The organism is Lentisphaera profundi (assembly GCF_028728065.1).
Lineage (GTDB): Bacteria > Verrucomicrobiota > Lentisphaeria > Lentisphaerales > Lentisphaeraceae > Lentisphaera > Lentisphaera profundi.
On the sequence record NZ_CP117812.1, the window covers coordinates 2,108,197 to 2,124,908 of the forward strand.

Below are 16,712 nucleotides of genomic sequence, written 5' to 3' on the forward strand. Positions count from 1 at the left end.
AAAAAGGCTTTTGCGATCTTCGCAAAAGCCTTTTTATTTGAGTTGGATCTACGTGCTTATTTAACTTCGCAAGTTCCACACTCACAAGTTCCGCCCGTACACTCACAGGCACCACTGCTTCCTGGACAAGTACAACTTGATTCACTACTTGAGCAACCCCATACAGAGAGTAATACCGCCGCTACTATTATAATCTTTTTCATGAAGTACTCCGTTTTTTAAATAATCTAAATTCTCATCTCTTGAAATCCAAATTATTTATCGGTCTTTTTATATTAGGAATGATTGTAAACCAATCAATCACTTAAGCTGTTTTGCTTTTACTCGCAGTTCTTGTGCTACCGTTAAATAATAATTTCGCCCGGTTGCGGTGATTAACTTTTCTGCCAAGATATCTAAAGCACTCGCTTTTAATAGTAAATATTTTTTATTAGCAGGATTTAAGTAGATAAGGTGATCTGATAATTGGGCACACCATTGAGCTTCATTATTTTGTAAAGCCTGATGAGCTTTTAGACTCAAAGCCTCTTCTCCTCCTACCAGCCTAGCCATATTTTGAGCCTCTTTCTGAGGACTTAAAGAAAATAAAGTCGTCGGATTACCATCAAACCAACCTAAGTACCCACTAAAAATAGCTCGGACACTCCATTCTATATTTCCGTAGTACTCTCGTAAATGATCTTTCTCGGCTAATTCCTTAGGTAATTTAACATATTGAACGAGTTCATCTGGAGTCATACCCTGATTAATACCTTTGACTGATTGATCAAGAACAAAAGCTATTGCTTTTCGATAATCATCTAAAACTTCCGTCGTTTCTTCTACTCCAATTAAGGGCAATGTATGGCCAGGCACAGTATGATGCGGCTTCTCTTCTATCATCATCGTTAAACTTTCTATCCATAATTTCACATCCCTATAATGAGTTCCTCGAATAGCATAGGTATTCGGCCATGATCGATAAAAATTATCCCCTGTGAAAATAACTTTTTCTTCTGGTAACCAACAGTAAAGCTGATCCGAAGTTTCTCCTGGAGCAGCCACGAGCTCGAACTTAATCCCCGCCACATTATACTCATGTCGACCTTCTGAAAAATTCACACTAGGAACAATATGCTCCCCCAGAAAAACATTTTTCTCTTTGGGTGGGTAAAAAGCTGGCGCAATGCCATTATTAATACGCTTATTTGGTGGCAATAAAAAACCACCTTGGCGAGCACCACGAATTTTATTTTCTTTAATCCCCCCATCCTGAAAATGCTGCCCCTCAGTATTAAAAGGACTACGAGCATAAATAAGCACCTCTGACTTCTTTCCCTTCTCATGGGTAAATGCCTTAATCCCACCTGTATGATCTCCGTGACCATGAGTTAAAATAACCCCGACGATTGGTAGCTTTGTTATTTTTCTGAATTCTTTTAACACCGCCTCGCCATGAGCAGGAAACATCCCACTATCAACAATAAGAATACCACTTACACCAATAATCATTGAAATATTCGCTGGACTAAAGCCCGTGGCACAATATACAGATTTAGAGACTTGAGTTATTTTTGGAGTCAAAACTTTTGAACGTTCTTTAAGCAATTGAGTTGCTTTTGAATCACTTGCCCAAAGTGATATACTTACCAAAGTCATACAAATTAATTTAAAATAGGTTTTCATAGCCTCGCCTTCTTTATATTTTTGAATACAATCTAACTAAAAAGCACCTCTTATTACTCTTTATCCGCCTTTTTAAATTCCTTTGAAATAAAAGGCATTTGACGAATGATTGCCGCTTTCCAGTAATCCCAATTATGCGCTCCGGGATGCTCCTCATAATTGTGCTTCACTCCTTTGGATTTTAGCAGTGTATGTAGGTTGCGATTCACCTTCAGAAAGAAATCTTCTGTGCCACAATCAATAGAAAGCGCTAAGTCGCCATCTTTTAAGTTCTTGGCAAGTTCAATGACAGTATGATCATCCCAGCGTTTTTTATTAGATGACATTTCACCAAGTCGCTTCTTAATATCCCAATTATTGGGAAAGGGTCGAATATCCACTCCGCCACTCAAAGGCACCGCAATACTAAAAGTTTGCGGATGTCGCAAAGCAAGATACATCGCACCGTGGCCTCCCATACTCAAACCAGAAATAGCTCTAGATTTACGATCTGCCTTTGTCCTATAATTCTTATCTAGATAAGTCACACACTCTTTTGCAACATGAGTTTCATACTGAAATTTAGGATCGATAGGACTATCAAAATACCAACTTGTCACCGCTCCATCCGGACATAAGACTATCATCCCATATTGATCGGCTAATGTTGCAATACTCGTAATATTTCTCCAATCCATATGATTGCCGCCCGCTCCGTGAAGTAGGTAAAGAACTGGAAAAGACTTATCACCTTTCATATACTCATCCGGCAAAATGATACTCGCAGGAATATGCTTCTTCATTTTTTCACTGAAAATCTCTAGTGTTTTAACTTCCGCAGATTGCAGTCCGTAAATAATTACAAACAAACTAAAAAACATTTTACTCATCATTCTAAACTTCTCCTATCAACTAATTATAAATTTTGTCTCTGGCCTAACTATAACTTTGCTACGCTCCATTACTTAAGTAACTTACAGCTTTTCAAAGAAAAAAATCTTTATTTTCCTATCATCTTAGTCATCAAACAAAGTCTAATCCCCAACTAAAAACATTCTTTACTGGCATTAACTTTAAACTAAACACAAGGAAATATAATGGGCGTATTATTTGGCATCACGGCACTAGCACTTTCTTTAGCTATTGGGATCCCTCTCAAAAAAAAGCTCAAGCGTCAAAGTTTAATGAAAAAAGACGTGCCTAACGATTGGCGTACGATCCTAAGCGAAGAAGTCCCCTATTTGGATAAATTATCGGATCCCGACAGAGAAAAACTGTGGGGACTTATACACATTTTCCTCGATGAAGTCGAGTTCATCTCCTGCCAAGACTTAGAACTTACAGATCGCATACGCGTCGCTATTGCAGCTCAAGCCTGTCTTCTGACTCTAAAAAACCCAACACAAAAGCATTTTGATTCTCTAAATACTATATACGTCTATCCCGATGCATTTAAATCAAATATCGATCAACAGCAAGGCTCTATCGTTTCTTCCGAAGAATCTATCCGCCTGGGCCAATCCATTCGTGGCAGCATCGTACTTTCTTGGAATAGCTGCAAACAAGGCGCATCCAACTATCAAGACGGGCAAAACGTGATTTTTCATGAATTCGCCCATCAATTAGATCAAGAACACAATAGTGCTGATGGTGTACCAACTCTACAAGAACGCTCGGCTTATCTTGATTGGGGTAAAATCATGTATGCAAAATTCCTTTGGCTTCGGGAAAAGAAAAAAAAGCATCAACACACTTTAATAGATCCCTATGGTGCACTCAATGAAGCGGAATTCTTTGCCGTCTGCACAGAATGCTTTTTTGAAAAACCAAAACAACTCAAAAGCAAGCATCCGGAAATTTATCGAGTCATGCTCGAGTATTATGGCCTAAATCCCATTGAACTTATCTGAATATTGGTCCCTCTTGTAACTTCATTGATTATCCCACGCTTTCCTAAGTATATTCTTATTAACCGTAACTAGGCGTATCATGAATTCCCTATAGCTCTTGTTCCTTTGACAACTGGGACCAAAAGACTTTAGGTCGTAAAAGTAAATAAGAATTTGTAGCAAGCCTGCTCTCTACAAGCAAACTATGCGCATAGACACAAAAAGGCCGAGTTTCGTAAGAAACTCGGCCTTTGAAGTACACGAGGTGGGAGTCGAACCCACACACCATAGGTACTGGAACCTAAATCCAGCGCGTCTGCCAATTCCGCCACTCGTGCGTTTGCGGTCACAGAAAATGTAGTCATCTAAAGGATTTTCCAGTTCAAATATAGTTTTTTTTGAGTTTTTTTATTTCTTCACTAATTCAACCACAATTCCGTATCATTATAAAGGGGTTTTACTCAAGAAGAACCAAGCTCTCCCCAAATGCATAATTCATCAAAAAAAGACTCCCCGAACAGTCAAAACCCCTATTTACCCATAAGAATCACTACTTTTTTGTGTTTATTCACCTAAGTGAACTTCTTTCATTTACTTTACTCACTTATTTTAGATAAAACTTTATAATCTAATAGGAGACTTTTAATGAAATTTAACCCCCTAAGCCTAATCGGCTCAATCCTTTTGTTTTTCTTATTCTCTTGCACCAGTGCAAAACAAGAATCGACAGAAGTGAACGCAAATGACAATACATTACAGATTTACCAGAATGGACAAATACGTGACCAATATAAATCTGAGCAAATTGACCGCGAATGCCTTGTCCTAGAAGATGGCCGCACGGTTTTCAAAGGCGAACTAGAATATGCTAACACTCACTATAAAGACGCAGAAATCGTAGACCTTAAGGGACGAACCCTTATCCAGTCCGAAAATAATGGACCCTCTGACTTCTCACAGAATATTGACGAACAAATCACAGAGATACCTCTCCAGGAACGCGCAAACTTCGCCCTCATCTATACCGATGATCAAGGCGCAAATACAGTAGAACAAATCACTAAAGACGGCGCCGTTCACTACCAAAAACCAGGACCTAGCCCTGAAGAACTAGCTGTTCAAAAAGCTCAAGAAGAAGAAGACGAAAAAATCGCCGCCGCTAACACCGCCGCAAAACTTGCTGCTAAAACTGCCGCTGCTGCTGCTGCCGCAATTGTTGCCGCTGACACTAAAGCTGCGGAAGACGCTAAAATCGCTGCTGACACTAAAGCTGCGGAAGACGCTAAAATTGCTGCTGACGCTAAAGACGCTGAAGAAGCAAAGCTTGCTGCTGACGCTAAAGCTGCTGAAGAAGCCAAACTTGCCGCCGACGCTAAGGCAGCGGAAGAAGCAATGAACAAAGCAAACATGCGTAATATCATTACCATCAACTGCAAATCAAGCCTACCTGAAGGCTCAACTCTAGAAGGCAAAAAAGCTCTCTTACACGCAACTCTCTTTGTTAAAAAATCGAAAGAAGATACTGCTGTGATAGTATCGACCAGAGACGTTGATGATTTTACTACATCAAGTGAGTTCACTATTGAGTACCACCACAAACAAGCTAACAAAAAATCCATTTATTACGTCGAGATCGAAGTTAAAGAACTCAATAAAGATAATGTCCTTTTCTCTGCTACTGTTCCTGTAACATGTACTGAAAGCGGTAAATTTGATCAAACAGATATTGAAGCTATCCTAGAGCCAACGATCTAAGCCTAGTAAACCATCTTCACTCTAAAAGCCTTCCATTTCGGGAGGCTTTTTTTTATGGGGTTCATGTGTATTAAATAAAAATACTGACTTCACATCACCGGCAACAAGAACTGCGCTTTAAACATGTCAGCTCTAAGCACGAAGGAAGTAATAAGTGATTTGAAGTTATAGAACATAAATCCCTTATAAGCTCTTAACCACGAAAACACTACTTAGTATTATAGTATTTGGCAAATGTCTCTAAAATAAGCTTAAGATGCTTATTATCCTTCGATTTATCATAGAGCTTTAATAAGGCCAAATCATCTTCCGTAATATCTTTATTTTCAATTATATAAGATAATTTATTCGCATTGCGATCTTGCATCGAGATCCGTAGCCCCTCAGGACGGCGCTCTACATTAGTAAAAAAACTCGATTCATGATCGTAGACCTTCACACTCACGCTCTCATTTTCCACACGTGTAACGGGGCCTTCACCATCCAGTAATTTCAAAACTTCCATTGTCAAGAGCTCTAAAGCTCCGCCATTCACTGACTCTAACTGTTCCAAATGACTATCTAAAGCCCGATGCTTTTGAACGGGTGTCATACGATCAAGTTCTTTTTTTTGCTGTGCTAAAGAATCTGTAATCAGCTCTTCTTTTTTCTTTTGAGTAAGACGCTCTCCTTGCTGATTTTTAACACGAGGGACCTTACTCACTTCATGAGGATTTGAAGGCTGTTCTTTTTGCCGTAAATCATTACTCGTATTCACCACTGGCTCAAAACCTCCTTTGAGGTAAATAAAGCCAATAATTGCCAAATGTAAAAATAGACTGAAGACTAGTGCTTTCATATAAATATATACTTGGTAGTTAAAGTGTTACAAAAATCAATAAAGCTCTTCGTATCCTTTTTTCCAATAATAACAAAAAATCTTAGCCTGCATAAACTCGATTATTCACCGATATCCACCAGCGATTAAGTAAACGAGATAACCGGCCAATTATTTAACTCTGCCGCTGCTAATAATTTCGGCGCTGGATTAACCGCAAAAGGATGACCTACCTGCTCCAAAATAACTACATCTGCAGCACTATCGCCATAATAAGAAGATGACGCTAATGAACCTCCATGAATGGCGAAAAAGTCCTTCATCAATGACACTTTGCCATTTCCCAAACAATAGGTCCCACTTGCCTTACCGGTATACTTGTTATCTATCACCTCAAGCTCACTTGCTATCATATGATCAAAACCTAGATACTCCTTCAAAGCATAGGCAATCACAGAATTTGTTGCCGTAATCAGACAGAGTAATTTCCCCTCTTGCATTTGCTGACGAATTTCTTTTTCCGCCTGGGGATAAATTTTATTTTTTACCACCTCGCTAAAATGTTCGCGTGAAAGAACAAGCATTTCTTCAAAGGTCTTACCTTTAAATTCCACTAACTGAAAATCCATGAATTCATCTTGATCTAGACAATTATTAAGGTAATCCTGATAAAAATTTTCTGCGAGGTCCATAGCATCCGATGACGCTACTCCTTTAGCATGTAAAAATTCTTTCCAAGATACATCACAATCATTATTAATAATTGTATGGTCCATGTCCCAAAAATAAACACTCTTTTGACTCTCTGCTGTTTCCATGTCTTTTATATCGCCTTTTATTGAAGCTTTAAGCTAATTTTATTATTTTTCCGATTGCATAGCTAATAATCTCATTCAATCTTAGACATTGTCGGATCAAATCAACTTACAGGGTTTAAAAAAATGAAAGTTTTCGTGTCAGTACTCCTCAGCTTTTTCTCAATGCTCACTTTTGCACAGATAGACATCACTAAAAGTGCTCAGCTATCCAATCCACGCCTCTATCTCGAAACATCATCAATTTCTTCTGAACTCTCCACCGAGATCAAAAGAAAACTCATCTATTCTGACTGGTTTCTTATGAGCTCTAACAAAACCGAAACTGAATATAAACTAAAAGTAAGCGGTTATCCGAAAGTTCAAGTACGCCTATACGACAAACTTAATCAAGCCGTCGATAACTGTAGCTTTGATATTAACCTACAGAAAGTAGGTAAGCAATGGCAAGCAGCAATGATTGTTGATCAAGTCTTAACACGCTTCTTCAAGAGCTCCCGTTTCCCACAGCCCGCTTTAAGCACCAGCCAAATTGCCTTTTGCGCGCGCTCAAACGGAAAAAAAGAGATTTACTTATGTGATTTAGATGGTAGTAACTTAAGAAAAAAAACTAACTTCAAAAGTATCACCGCACTTCCCCGCTGGTCACCTGATAACCGCTACTTAGTCTATACTGTCTATGGCAAAGCCTCCACCAATATTTTCCAAACTGATCTTAAGACCAATAAACACCGCATTCTATCTCACTACCGTGGCATGAATACAGGCGCAACCTTCCGCCCTACTGGCAACGCCATCGTCATGACCCTCTCCAAAGGCAACTCAGTCGACATGTACTGGATGGACCTCAATAATATTGGTAAACTTGGGCGCTTAACAAAAACTTCTAGCCTCGAAAGCTCACCTGTATTTTCTCCAAAAGGTTCTCAGATCTGCTATGTTTCCTCAAGCGTCTCCTCCTCAGGTAAAGTGAGCACACCTAGACTCCATCTAATGAATGCCTCAAAACTAACCTCTACGCCATTGTTTAGTGACCGCTCAGAACGCGTCAGCCCAGATTGGTCAAAAGCTAGCAATTTACTTGTATACTCTAAAAGAATCGGTCGTCAGTACGTCATCGCTACCTGCGACCCAAAGAACCCCAAAGGTACTGAGGCTATAATCAGTAAAACTTCAGGCCACTGGGAAGATCCTTCCTGGGCACCAGACGGTCGACACATTGTATGCACACGAGATACTGGCGGAGAAAAACACTTGTATATAGTCGACACCCTATACAATACTGCTCGCAAAATCAATACTACGCTCAAAACCTGTAGCTCACCTTCTTGGTCTAATTTATACAAGTAATGCTTTCTAAGTTTAAACTCTATCTCTCTTTAGAACGAGGTTTAAGCAAAAATAGTGTCGATGCCTACCTCAATGACCTAAAAGATTTTCACCTATACAAAGACTCCAGTTTGACGCGCGAGTATTGCGACATCAGCAAATCGGATCTCTTGGATTATTTTGAAAACTGTAAAGAGCGAGGCTTTGTTGATAGCACAATTTCGCGTCGCTTAGTTAGCCTAAAAATTTTCTTTCGTTTTCTCTATCAAGAAAAAGTCATCACTAAAGATATTGGCGAGCATTTAGAAAGCGCTCGTTTGACCAAACTCTTACCTGATTATCTGAGCCTAGCAGAAATCGAAAAACTTTTAAATCTCTACGATGAAGAAATTAACTTAGAGTTCCGCAACAAATTTATCATTGAGTTACTCTATTCATGCGGACTGCGCATTAGTGAATTATGCGGACTTCGCAGTGATAGCTTCAATTATGAAAGTGGTTTTCTTCGCGTTAAAGGAAAGGGTTCAAAAGAGCGCTCCATCCCCTTTGGCACAAAAGTTGCCGACATGAGTCGCAAATACCTAAGCCAAATCAGGCCTCAACTCTGCAAAAAAAACAACCCTCCCGAACTCATCGTTTCAATCAACGGCCTCGCTTTGACTCGCGCAAGGGTTTGGCAATTCCTTAAAGAAGCGGCACAAAAAGCGGAGATCACTAAAAACCTTCACCCTCATGTACTCAGACATTCATTCGCAAGCCACCTTTTAGCTAATGATGCCGACTTACGAGTCATTCAAGAATTACTCGGGCATGCGGATATCGCAACAACCGAGCGCTACACTCATGTCGAAAAATCACGCCTTAAAAACATCCACCAAAAATTCTTTCCAAGAGCTTAATATGAAAACATACCTACTCACATCCGTACTTCTTTTACTGATCTCCTCTTGTAAAGAAGACACGCCCGAAGATTCATTAGCACGACTACGCATGCCCCCCAATCAACAAATATCTATTGTAACAGAAGACCAACTTACCGGCGAAACAAATAAACTCACCATGAAGAGCACCAATGGTGGCATCCTAGTTTATGGAATAGAAGAAGACAATAGCAGTGAAGCCATACCCAATTATACTGATTTAGTATCACAACTCATTGGCGGCAAGAACAAAAAGAAAACCGACTCAAAAAAGCAAGTCGTCCCACTTAAATTAGGCGACTTCATCATTATAAAATGGCCCAAGGCCGAGGACCACCAAAGTCGCCTTAAGTATCAGTGGCAAAACCCCAAACACCCTCAACTCATAAAATTAATTAAAGATGAGCAAATTGAAAATATCATCGATAATAAAGATGAGGTCCAAAAATTTCTCGCTCTAAATAACTGGACGCGTGCCCAATGGCAACCAGGAAGTCCAAAAATCTACCCACCGTGGAATGCCAATACTATCCTGCAAATGATTCGCCAAAAACGTACGGGAGGCTTTTGTGGTCAATACACCCAAGTCTTAGCACAAACTCTCACGGCACTCGGCTACAACACTCGCTATTTATGGCTCAATGCCCATTTCTCCATGGAGGTTTATTCTAATACTCTAAATAAATGGATTATCATTGATCCATTCTACCACTGCGTCCTAAAAAAAGGCGATCAATATCTAAATGCCTATGAGACCTATAAACTCTTAGAAGTCGATCTAGACAACAAGGAAATCCAGATTATCGACTCATCAAATCAAAATGAGCTCATTGGTGAAGTAAGGAACAATATCTTAAAGGCCTACGAGAACTTCGTGATTGATTTAAAAATGAATCACCTCGAAGAAAACAAAGGGGGCACTTCATACGTGCTCAATTACTGGAAACACTCTGCAATGCTCGCTGAAAAGAAAAACCTTGAATTCGATTTTGTCTCCATCCCACCGCTTTTAACTCCATGGCCACAAGATTTATATGCTAAGCAAAACCAAACAGCCTTTAAAGTACTTGCACTCAATGACAAGTTCATAAGCTTTGAACTAAACACTAACACCCCCTTCCACACTAAGTTTGAAGCGAGGGTCGCAGATCAGCAATACCGCAAAATCTCTGACAATAAACTAAATATTCAAATAAATGAGGGCTCACACACAATCTCTGTGCGCTCGATCAACAATTGCGGTATTCCTGGCCCAAGCTCAGAATTTACTTACGAATACAAAAAACGCCCCTGAAAAGCCCTCTTTTGCCAATCTCATCAAGAAAAGCTCAAAAATCGCTAAATCTGTGCTTGACGTACAAAATCTCAGCTCTATTATATCCACGTACAACCAAAAGCGGAGAGATGGCTGAGTGGTTGAAAGCGCGTCCCTGCTAAGGATGTGTACTCGCAAGGGTACCGAGAGTTCGAATCTCTCTCTCTCCGCCATTCATTTTCTTAAAGCCGATAAGTTTAACTTATCGGCTTTTTTATTCTAAATAAGCCTAAAAATCTTAATGAATATTTAACAAAAAAAAGTGTCTAAATGCTTAGAAACTAGTGTTTAGAACAAAAAACACCTTATTGAAAACATTTCCCTATTACATCTCTTGACAGAAAGAAACTTTGCTCCTATGATTACTTCTATCTCCATCTAAATAAGCCTATTACAATGAACCAACGCACTGCCATCATTATCATTTTAGTCATAATGACTTTAACAATGAATGCCGACGTAACACCCAGAGCCCAAAAGCGCCTGATTCAACAGGAAGTAAGCCTTGAGTCATTCAACTATAAATTTGGGGACCTTTATTATACACCTACTTTCTATACAGGCCTTGGCTATGACTCTAACTCGAACAACTCAACCACCTCTGACAAAGATAATGGCTACTATACTGAAACAGCCCTTGGCTTAGATTTCTTTAATCAACCTTTTAGAGGACTCACACTCGATACTAATTTCATCATTGGCTACCGCGAAGGCTTTGGCAATAACCGTAATAGCGGTTTAATTCTAGGTTCTGAAAATGGCAACGCCACCATTGGGTTTGATTATGATCTTAACGAAAAAACGACTCTAACTTTTGTCAATTCCGCCTCAATTGGAATGGATAAAATTTCTGATGCTAGAGATAATCAAAATAGTGATAGTCGTCAATATTGGGATAATGACTTGGGCGTCCAAATTCATAGAGAGATAACTGATGACACTGGCATAGCTGTTAAAATCGGCATCGAAACTCGACGAGACCTAAAAGACAATTCGCCCGAAGAAGAATATGACGAAACTTATTTCGGCTTAACTTTAGATCACATCGTTAATTCCAAGCTCTCCATAAATCCCTACTTTAACTACGGTGAACGTGACTGGAAGGATGACACTCGAAATAATGATGCTGACATTACTGAATTTGGTTTTACCTCAAACTATATCATCAGCGATCAAATCAACTTAAGCCTCGACTTAGCTTACCAAGAACTTGATTTTGACAATACAGCTATCCTTAAAAGTAAATCTTCTAGTAAACAAGACGGCTTTGCCGGAGGTTTCATCCTCTCACATATTGCCACTGAAAAGTTCACCCACTCCATCCGCGGCTCCTTTAACAACCAAGCCACAACCGTTGCAATCTCAAATGTAAGTGAAGAGACACAATTAGGGTATAGTTCTGTATATTTAGTTAATGAAAAGCTATCATTTTCCGCAAGCTTTGACTGGTTGCATGGAGAAGATCAAGGAAATACAGCCAATAGCTTCGAGGAAACATACGACATCTATATGCCAGCCCTTGGCGCTAAATACAATTTTACAGAGAGGCAGTCAATAGACATCAAATGTGAATATCAAAACAAAACTTCTGACGCAAAAAGCTTTAATGGCAATGCTAATGAATATGAAAGAACCAATATTTTCATTAATTATACTTACATTTTTTAAGAACTATCATAAGTTTATTATAATTATATCCTCACCTTTCAAAAAATATCCATCCACATAATCCACATGGTGTCTCTATGAATAAAGTTTTCCTAATTATATTTTTTATACTTACGACTCTATCTTCCAATGAGAAATCAACTCAACTTATCGGTTATGGTGACCTAGTTCATGTAAGCATGAAAGAAGACCTAGAAGTTGTTTACACTGGTGAAGTAAGTACAAATGGCTTTATAACACTACCCTATTTAGGGGCTATTAAAATTTCTGGTCTAAATGAAACTGAAGCTGAAGCTACGCTTAAAAAATCATTAGAAAAAGATCTATACCAGAAAGCTACCATGAGTGTCGTAGTGGTTAGAAAAGCCGTAGGACATATCTACATCTATGGAGCAGTCTCTAAGCCCGGAAAAGTGGAGATACCCCTTGAAGGTGAAATTAGCCTCGCTCAATCTATCTCTGAAGTTGGAGGATTCTCTAAATGGGCAGATCCAAAAAAAGCCTACATCATCAAAAAAATGACTCCGACCAGTGAACTCAAACAACAGTTCGTTGATTTTGAAGCTGTTTATAATAATTTAGCTAGCCAGGCAAATTTAAACCTACAAAAAAATGATATTATTGTCATTCCTTCATTAGCGGATGGCGCAGTGACCCCTGGCTCAATAGAAGTCATTGTCGAAGGCAAAGTAGAAAACCCTGGGACAGTTTTATTCGAACCCGGAGAACGCCCTACTCTAGTCCGAGCCATTATTAAAGCTGGGAATTTCAATAAATTTGCTGATAAACGTGATGTCCGACTCGTCCGTCGTGCCAATGGTAAGACTACAATAATCCAAGTTGATGTTTTGGAAATGCTTGAGAAAGGACAAATCCACAAAGACATCAAACTCCAATCCGGCGATTTAATCATTATTGATGAATCCTGGCTTTGAGCTACTTTCCATAAGCCTCATTAAAAGAGATTTTTCCATTACTTTATCCATTCATTGCAAATACACGCTGACGGGATAATATTTACTATATAATAAATCTTTAGGAATTTCAGATGGCCGTAACTTACATGACTAGCATTGGCAACCCCAAGCAGCTAGACACCCTTTTAAAAGACAATGTCTTAGATGGAAAATCAGAAAAGCGCACTGTCTTTGCGGGTCGCTCCAATGCGGGAAAAAGCTCCCTTTTAAATAGCTTAACTCACAGTAAAATTGCACAAATCTCACGTGAGCCTGGCAAGACTCGTAAAGTTAATTTATTCTTCTGCACTTACCACAAGCGCGTTTTAACTGATTTACCTGGCTATGGCTTTGCCAAGCGCAATAAAACCGAGCGCAAGTTATGGGAAGAACTCATCACGAGTTACTTAAATGCGGACAGAGCAAATATCGAGCGCATTATTTTAGTTACTGACTGCCGCCATGGACCCTCCGATTCTGATTTAGAAGCCATGGAATTTTTTCAAAGCCTCGATTTTAATGTCACACTGGTTTTATCAAAATCTGATAAGCTCAATCAAAAAGCTATGTCAGCACGAAGAAAAGAAATTAAAGAAATTATCAAAGACAATAAACCCGAAAAAACTTTTTGGATTTCTAGTCTCAAGGGAACAGGAGTTCGTGAATTAAGTAGAGATATACTCAATGACTCGCCAAGAACTGATTAAATTCCTAGAAAACTCTGCGCGTAAGCAAAGTTTTTCTGCTCTTCATCGAGCCTTGTGGAAGTTTTTGGCCCTGTCAATTACTTTTGCAATCGTATTTATCATCATTGATCATTCCTTTCACGCCTCCACGCCCTTTCGCTGGGCGGCCTTTTGTCTTTTCTTTGTCTATATAATCTATTTCATCCAAGACCAATTAAAACAGTCACAACGCAAGCTTAACACGCTTTATTTAGCTCGCGAAATAGAAAAACATCAGCCAAAACTAAACTCCTGCTTAAGCCATAGCCTGAGTAGCCAGCAAGATAAACTCATTGAGCACATTAAGATCAGTGATTTAATCTTCCCGAAGACAAAGAGCTCACAGCTCCCTTTAATCCTCATTGCTCTTGCGACTACTGCTTACATAAGCCTTAGTCCATACCCAAGTAAATTATCTTTACAGCGATTATTCTTGCCATGGAAAACCTTAGCTAGTCCCACGAAGACACTCATCGATACTATTTCACCTAATCCTGGCTCAGTCAGTTACCAAACAAACAACTGGTTTCTCAATGTTAAGATCCAAGGACTCGCCCCTAAACACGGCCAGATAAAATATAGTTTTGACGCACAAATCCCCGTCAGTGAATGGCAGCAATCTCCTCTCTTACAAGAATCCAAAAACGAATTTCTTGCAGAACTGCCCGCAATCCAAAGTCGCTTCTACATAAAAGTTTTTCTAGGAGATGCTGTGAGTGATTTATTTCATATAGATATTAAACTTCCTCCTACGGTTCAAGAGATCGAGTACTTCATAAGTCCTCCAGATTATCTAAAGAAAAAAAACTACACCAGCCAGGGACCAGATCTAGAAATACTCAAAGGATCTTCTCTTGATATCAAAGTTAACTTTGATAGACCCCTGCTTACGACTCAGATAAAACTAAACAACAAAAACCTCAGCTTAATCCTTCGCAATAAGACCGCACACATCAACAAATTAAACATTGATCAAGACTCGTCTTTTACCCTCATCAGCAAAGAATCTGAGCTTGCACCTTATGTAGAAAGTCAAAAATATAAAATCAAAATCCTAGAAGACTTGCCTCCAAGACTAAGCTTCCCCAATTTTCAAAAAGAAATCTCATTAAAAGAGAACGCCTCGCAAGTGCCGATCGAAATTCATGCCTCTGATGACTGGGGGCTAAAATCACTTACATTTAAAATCAAAGAACGTTTTTCTCAAAAACTTATCACAAAAGATATTTATGATGGCTTCTCTCGACAAAAAGTACTTGAGCTAAAGGCCTCGATCCCGCTACGGAAACTTTTCCCTGCTTTTCGTGCTAATGAAACTTATCAAATTTATTTTGAAGCCACGGATTCAAAAGATCAAAAATCTCAAAGCCCTGTTTTCTCCATTCATATCACTCCTCCATCCAAAGTTGATAAGCAAATTCCTCAGAAACAGGAGCAGCCACAAACCGGGGAGCAGACTGGTGAACAGACTGGAGAGCCAACTGGGGAACCTACTGGAGAGCCAACTGGGGAACCTACTGGAGAGCCAACTGGGGAACCTACTGGAGAGCCAACTGGGGAACCTACTGGAGAGCCAACTGGGGAACCTACTGGAGAGCCAACTGGGGAACCTACTGGAGAGCCAACTGGGGAACCTACTGGAGAGCCAACTGGGGAACCTACTGGAGAGCCAACTGGAGAGCCAACTGGAGAGCCAACTGGGGAACCTACTGGAGAGCCAACTGGGGAACCTACTGGAGAGCCAACTGGAGAGCCAACTGGGGAACCAACTGGAGAGCCAACTGGGGAACCTACTGGAGAGCCAACTGGAGAGCCAACTGGGGAACCAACTGGGGAACCTACTGGAGAGCCAACTGGGGAACCTACTGGAGAGCCAACTGGAGAGCCAACTGGGGAACCTACTGGAGAGCCAACTGGGGAACCAACTGGGGAACCAACTGGGGAACCAACTGGGGAACCAACTGGGGAACCAACTGGGGAACCAACTGGGGAACCAACTGGGGAACCAACTGGGGAACCAACTGGGGAACCAACTGGGGAACCAACTGGGGAACCAACTGGGGAACCAACTGGGGAACCAACTGGGGAACCAACTGGGGAACCAACTGGGGAACCAACTGGGGAACCAACTGGGGAACCAACTGGGGAACCAACTGGGGAACCAACTGGGGAACCAACTGGGGAACCAACTGGGGAACCAACTGGGGAACCAACTGGGGAACCAACTGGGGAACCAACTGGGGAACCAACTGGGGAACCAACTGGGGAACCAACTGGGGAACCAACTGGGGAACCAACTGGGGAACCAACTGGGGAACCAACTGCAGAGCCAGGAACTCAACCAGGAACTCAACCAGGAACTCAACCAGGATCTCAACCAGGATCTCAACCAGGATCTCAACCAGGATCTCAACCAGGATCTCAACCGGGATCTCAGCCAGGATCTCAACCGGGTTCTCAACCGGGTTCTCAGCCAGGATCTCAACCGGGTTCTCAACCAGGCCCAGGAGGCGATGGCAGTATTGATCAAGGCCCCGGTCAAGAGTTCACAAATCCTACAGAGAAATCTGCTGATGAAGCCCTTGCTAATAACTCCAAAAAATCTAATGCTAAACTCGACACCATTGGCAATAAGGGGCAAGAGCAAACACTCGATCCCAATGAATCCTCTGCTAAAAACCAAGAAAATGATTCATCACCCACACTCAAAAGTCCTGTTAAAAAACAAGAAATTGATATCCAAGGAAACGAAGAAAAACTAGAGCAAAGACAACAGGAAATTGATGATGATACACAAAATATCAGCCCTGAGAATCAAAAAATTATTGATAACTACCGCAAGGCACTACAAAAATATAAAAAATCTCAGAAGAAATAGC

The 16,712-nt window shown here is 40.3% G+C and carries 14 protein-coding genes and 2 tRNA genes; 10 read left to right on the forward strand and 6 right to left on the reverse strand.

What is annotated here, in order from left to right:
• Window positions 1–56: 56 nt before the first annotated feature.
• The 3 genes from PQO03_RS19685 to PQO03_RS19695 all read right to left on the reverse strand — a co-directional run bounded on the left by PQO03_RS19685 (window position 57) and on the right by PQO03_RS19695 (window position 2,537).
• On the reverse strand, window positions 57–203 hold the full coding sequence (locus PQO03_RS19685; protein ID WP_274152788.1) for a hypothetical protein: 147 nt from the start codon (window positions 201–203) through the stop codon (window positions 57–59).
• A gap of 97 nt (window positions 204–300) precedes the next feature.
• A complete protein-coding gene (locus tag PQO03_RS19690) occupies window positions 301–1,665 on the reverse strand; it encodes an alkyl/aryl-sulfatase (protein WP_274152790.1) in 1,365 nt (454 codons plus the stop codon).
• A 53-nt stretch (window positions 1,666–1,718) separates the two neighbouring features.
• A complete protein-coding gene (locus PQO03_RS19695) occupies window positions 1,719–2,537 on the reverse strand; it encodes an alpha/beta hydrolase (protein ID WP_274152792.1) in 819 nt (272 codons plus the stop codon).
• Window positions 2,538–2,741: 204 nt separating this feature from the next.
• Between PQO03_RS19695 and PQO03_RS19700 the strand changes: the two genes are divergently transcribed.
• Window positions 2,742–3,554, forward strand: coding sequence for a M90 family metallopeptidase (locus tag PQO03_RS19700; protein ID WP_274152794.1), 813 nt, complete (start codon window positions 2,742–2,744; stop codon window positions 3,552–3,554).
• Between the two features lie 236 nt (window positions 3,555–3,790).
• On the opposite strand, the gene PQO03_RS19705 is transcribed toward PQO03_RS19700, so the two are convergent.
• Window positions 3,791–3,871 (reverse strand) — tRNA-Leu (locus PQO03_RS19705).
• 307 nt (window positions 3,872–4,178) lie between these two features.
• Here PQO03_RS19705 and PQO03_RS19710 point away from each other — a divergent pair.
• Window positions 4,179–5,288: a hypothetical protein gene (locus tag PQO03_RS19710; RefSeq protein WP_274152795.1), complete on the forward strand. Its 1,110-nt coding sequence runs from the start codon at window positions 4,179–4,181 to the stop codon at window positions 5,286–5,288.
• 208 nt (window positions 5,289–5,496) lie between these two features.
• Here the strand turns inward: PQO03_RS19710 and PQO03_RS19715 are convergent, their stop codons facing one another.
• Complete coding sequence (locus tag PQO03_RS19715) at window positions 5,497–6,126, reverse strand: cell envelope integrity TolA family protein (protein ID WP_274152797.1); 630 nt, start codon at window positions 6,124–6,126, stop codon at window positions 5,497–5,499.
• Between the two features lie 125 nt (window positions 6,127–6,251).
• Entirely contained in the window at window positions 6,252–6,923 is a 672-nt protein-coding gene (locus tag PQO03_RS19720; protein ID WP_274152798.1) for an HAD family hydrolase, read from the reverse strand.
• Between the two features lie 123 nt (window positions 6,924–7,046).
• Between PQO03_RS19720 and PQO03_RS19725 the strand changes: the two genes are divergently transcribed.
• The 8 genes from PQO03_RS19725 (at window position 7,047) to PQO03_RS19760 (ending at window position 16,711) form a co-directional block, all read left to right on the forward strand.
• On the forward strand, window positions 7,047–8,270 hold the full coding sequence (locus tag PQO03_RS19725; protein ID WP_274152799.1) for a hypothetical protein: 1,224 nt from the start codon (window positions 7,047–7,049) through the stop codon (window positions 8,268–8,270).
• Window positions 8,270–9,148 carry a site-specific tyrosine recombinase/integron integrase gene (gene xerA, locus PQO03_RS19730; protein WP_274152801.1) on the forward strand — a complete coding sequence of 293 codons (879 nt, stop codon included), beginning with the start codon at window positions 8,270–8,272 and terminating at the stop codon, window positions 9,146–9,148. Before PQO03_RS19725 ends, xerA begins: the two co-directional genes overlap by 1 nt.
• 1 nt (window position 9,149) lies before the next feature.
• The gene (locus PQO03_RS19735; protein ID WP_274152803.1) at window positions 9,150–10,463 is read left to right on the forward strand and encodes a hypothetical protein; all 1,314 of its coding nucleotides are present in this window, start codon (window positions 9,150–9,152) and stop codon (window positions 10,461–10,463) included.
• A 104-nt stretch (window positions 10,464–10,567) separates the two neighbouring features.
• Window positions 10,568–10,657, forward strand: a tRNA-Ser gene (locus PQO03_RS19740).
• Window positions 10,658–10,880: 223 nt separating this feature from the next.
• Window positions 10,881–12,152, forward strand: a complete 1,272-nt coding sequence (locus tag PQO03_RS19745) for a hypothetical protein (RefSeq protein WP_274152805.1) — start codon at window positions 10,881–10,883, stop codon at window positions 12,150–12,152.
• A 77-nt stretch (window positions 12,153–12,229) separates the two neighbouring features.
• Window positions 12,230–13,087, forward strand: a complete 858-nt coding sequence (locus PQO03_RS19750) for a polysaccharide biosynthesis/export family protein (protein WP_274152807.1) — start codon at window positions 12,230–12,232, stop codon at window positions 13,085–13,087.
• A 113-nt stretch (window positions 13,088–13,200) separates the two neighbouring features.
• Entirely contained in the window at window positions 13,201–13,815 is a 615-nt protein-coding gene (gene yihA / locus PQO03_RS19755) for a ribosome biogenesis GTP-binding protein YihA/YsxC (protein WP_274152809.1), read from the forward strand.
• Complete coding sequence (locus PQO03_RS19760) at window positions 13,793–16,711, forward strand: hypothetical protein (RefSeq protein WP_274152811.1); 2,919 nt, start codon at window positions 13,793–13,795, stop codon at window positions 16,709–16,711. The genes yihA and PQO03_RS19760 overlap by 23 nt, the downstream gene beginning before the upstream one ends.
• Window position 16,712 lies beyond the last annotated feature (1 nt).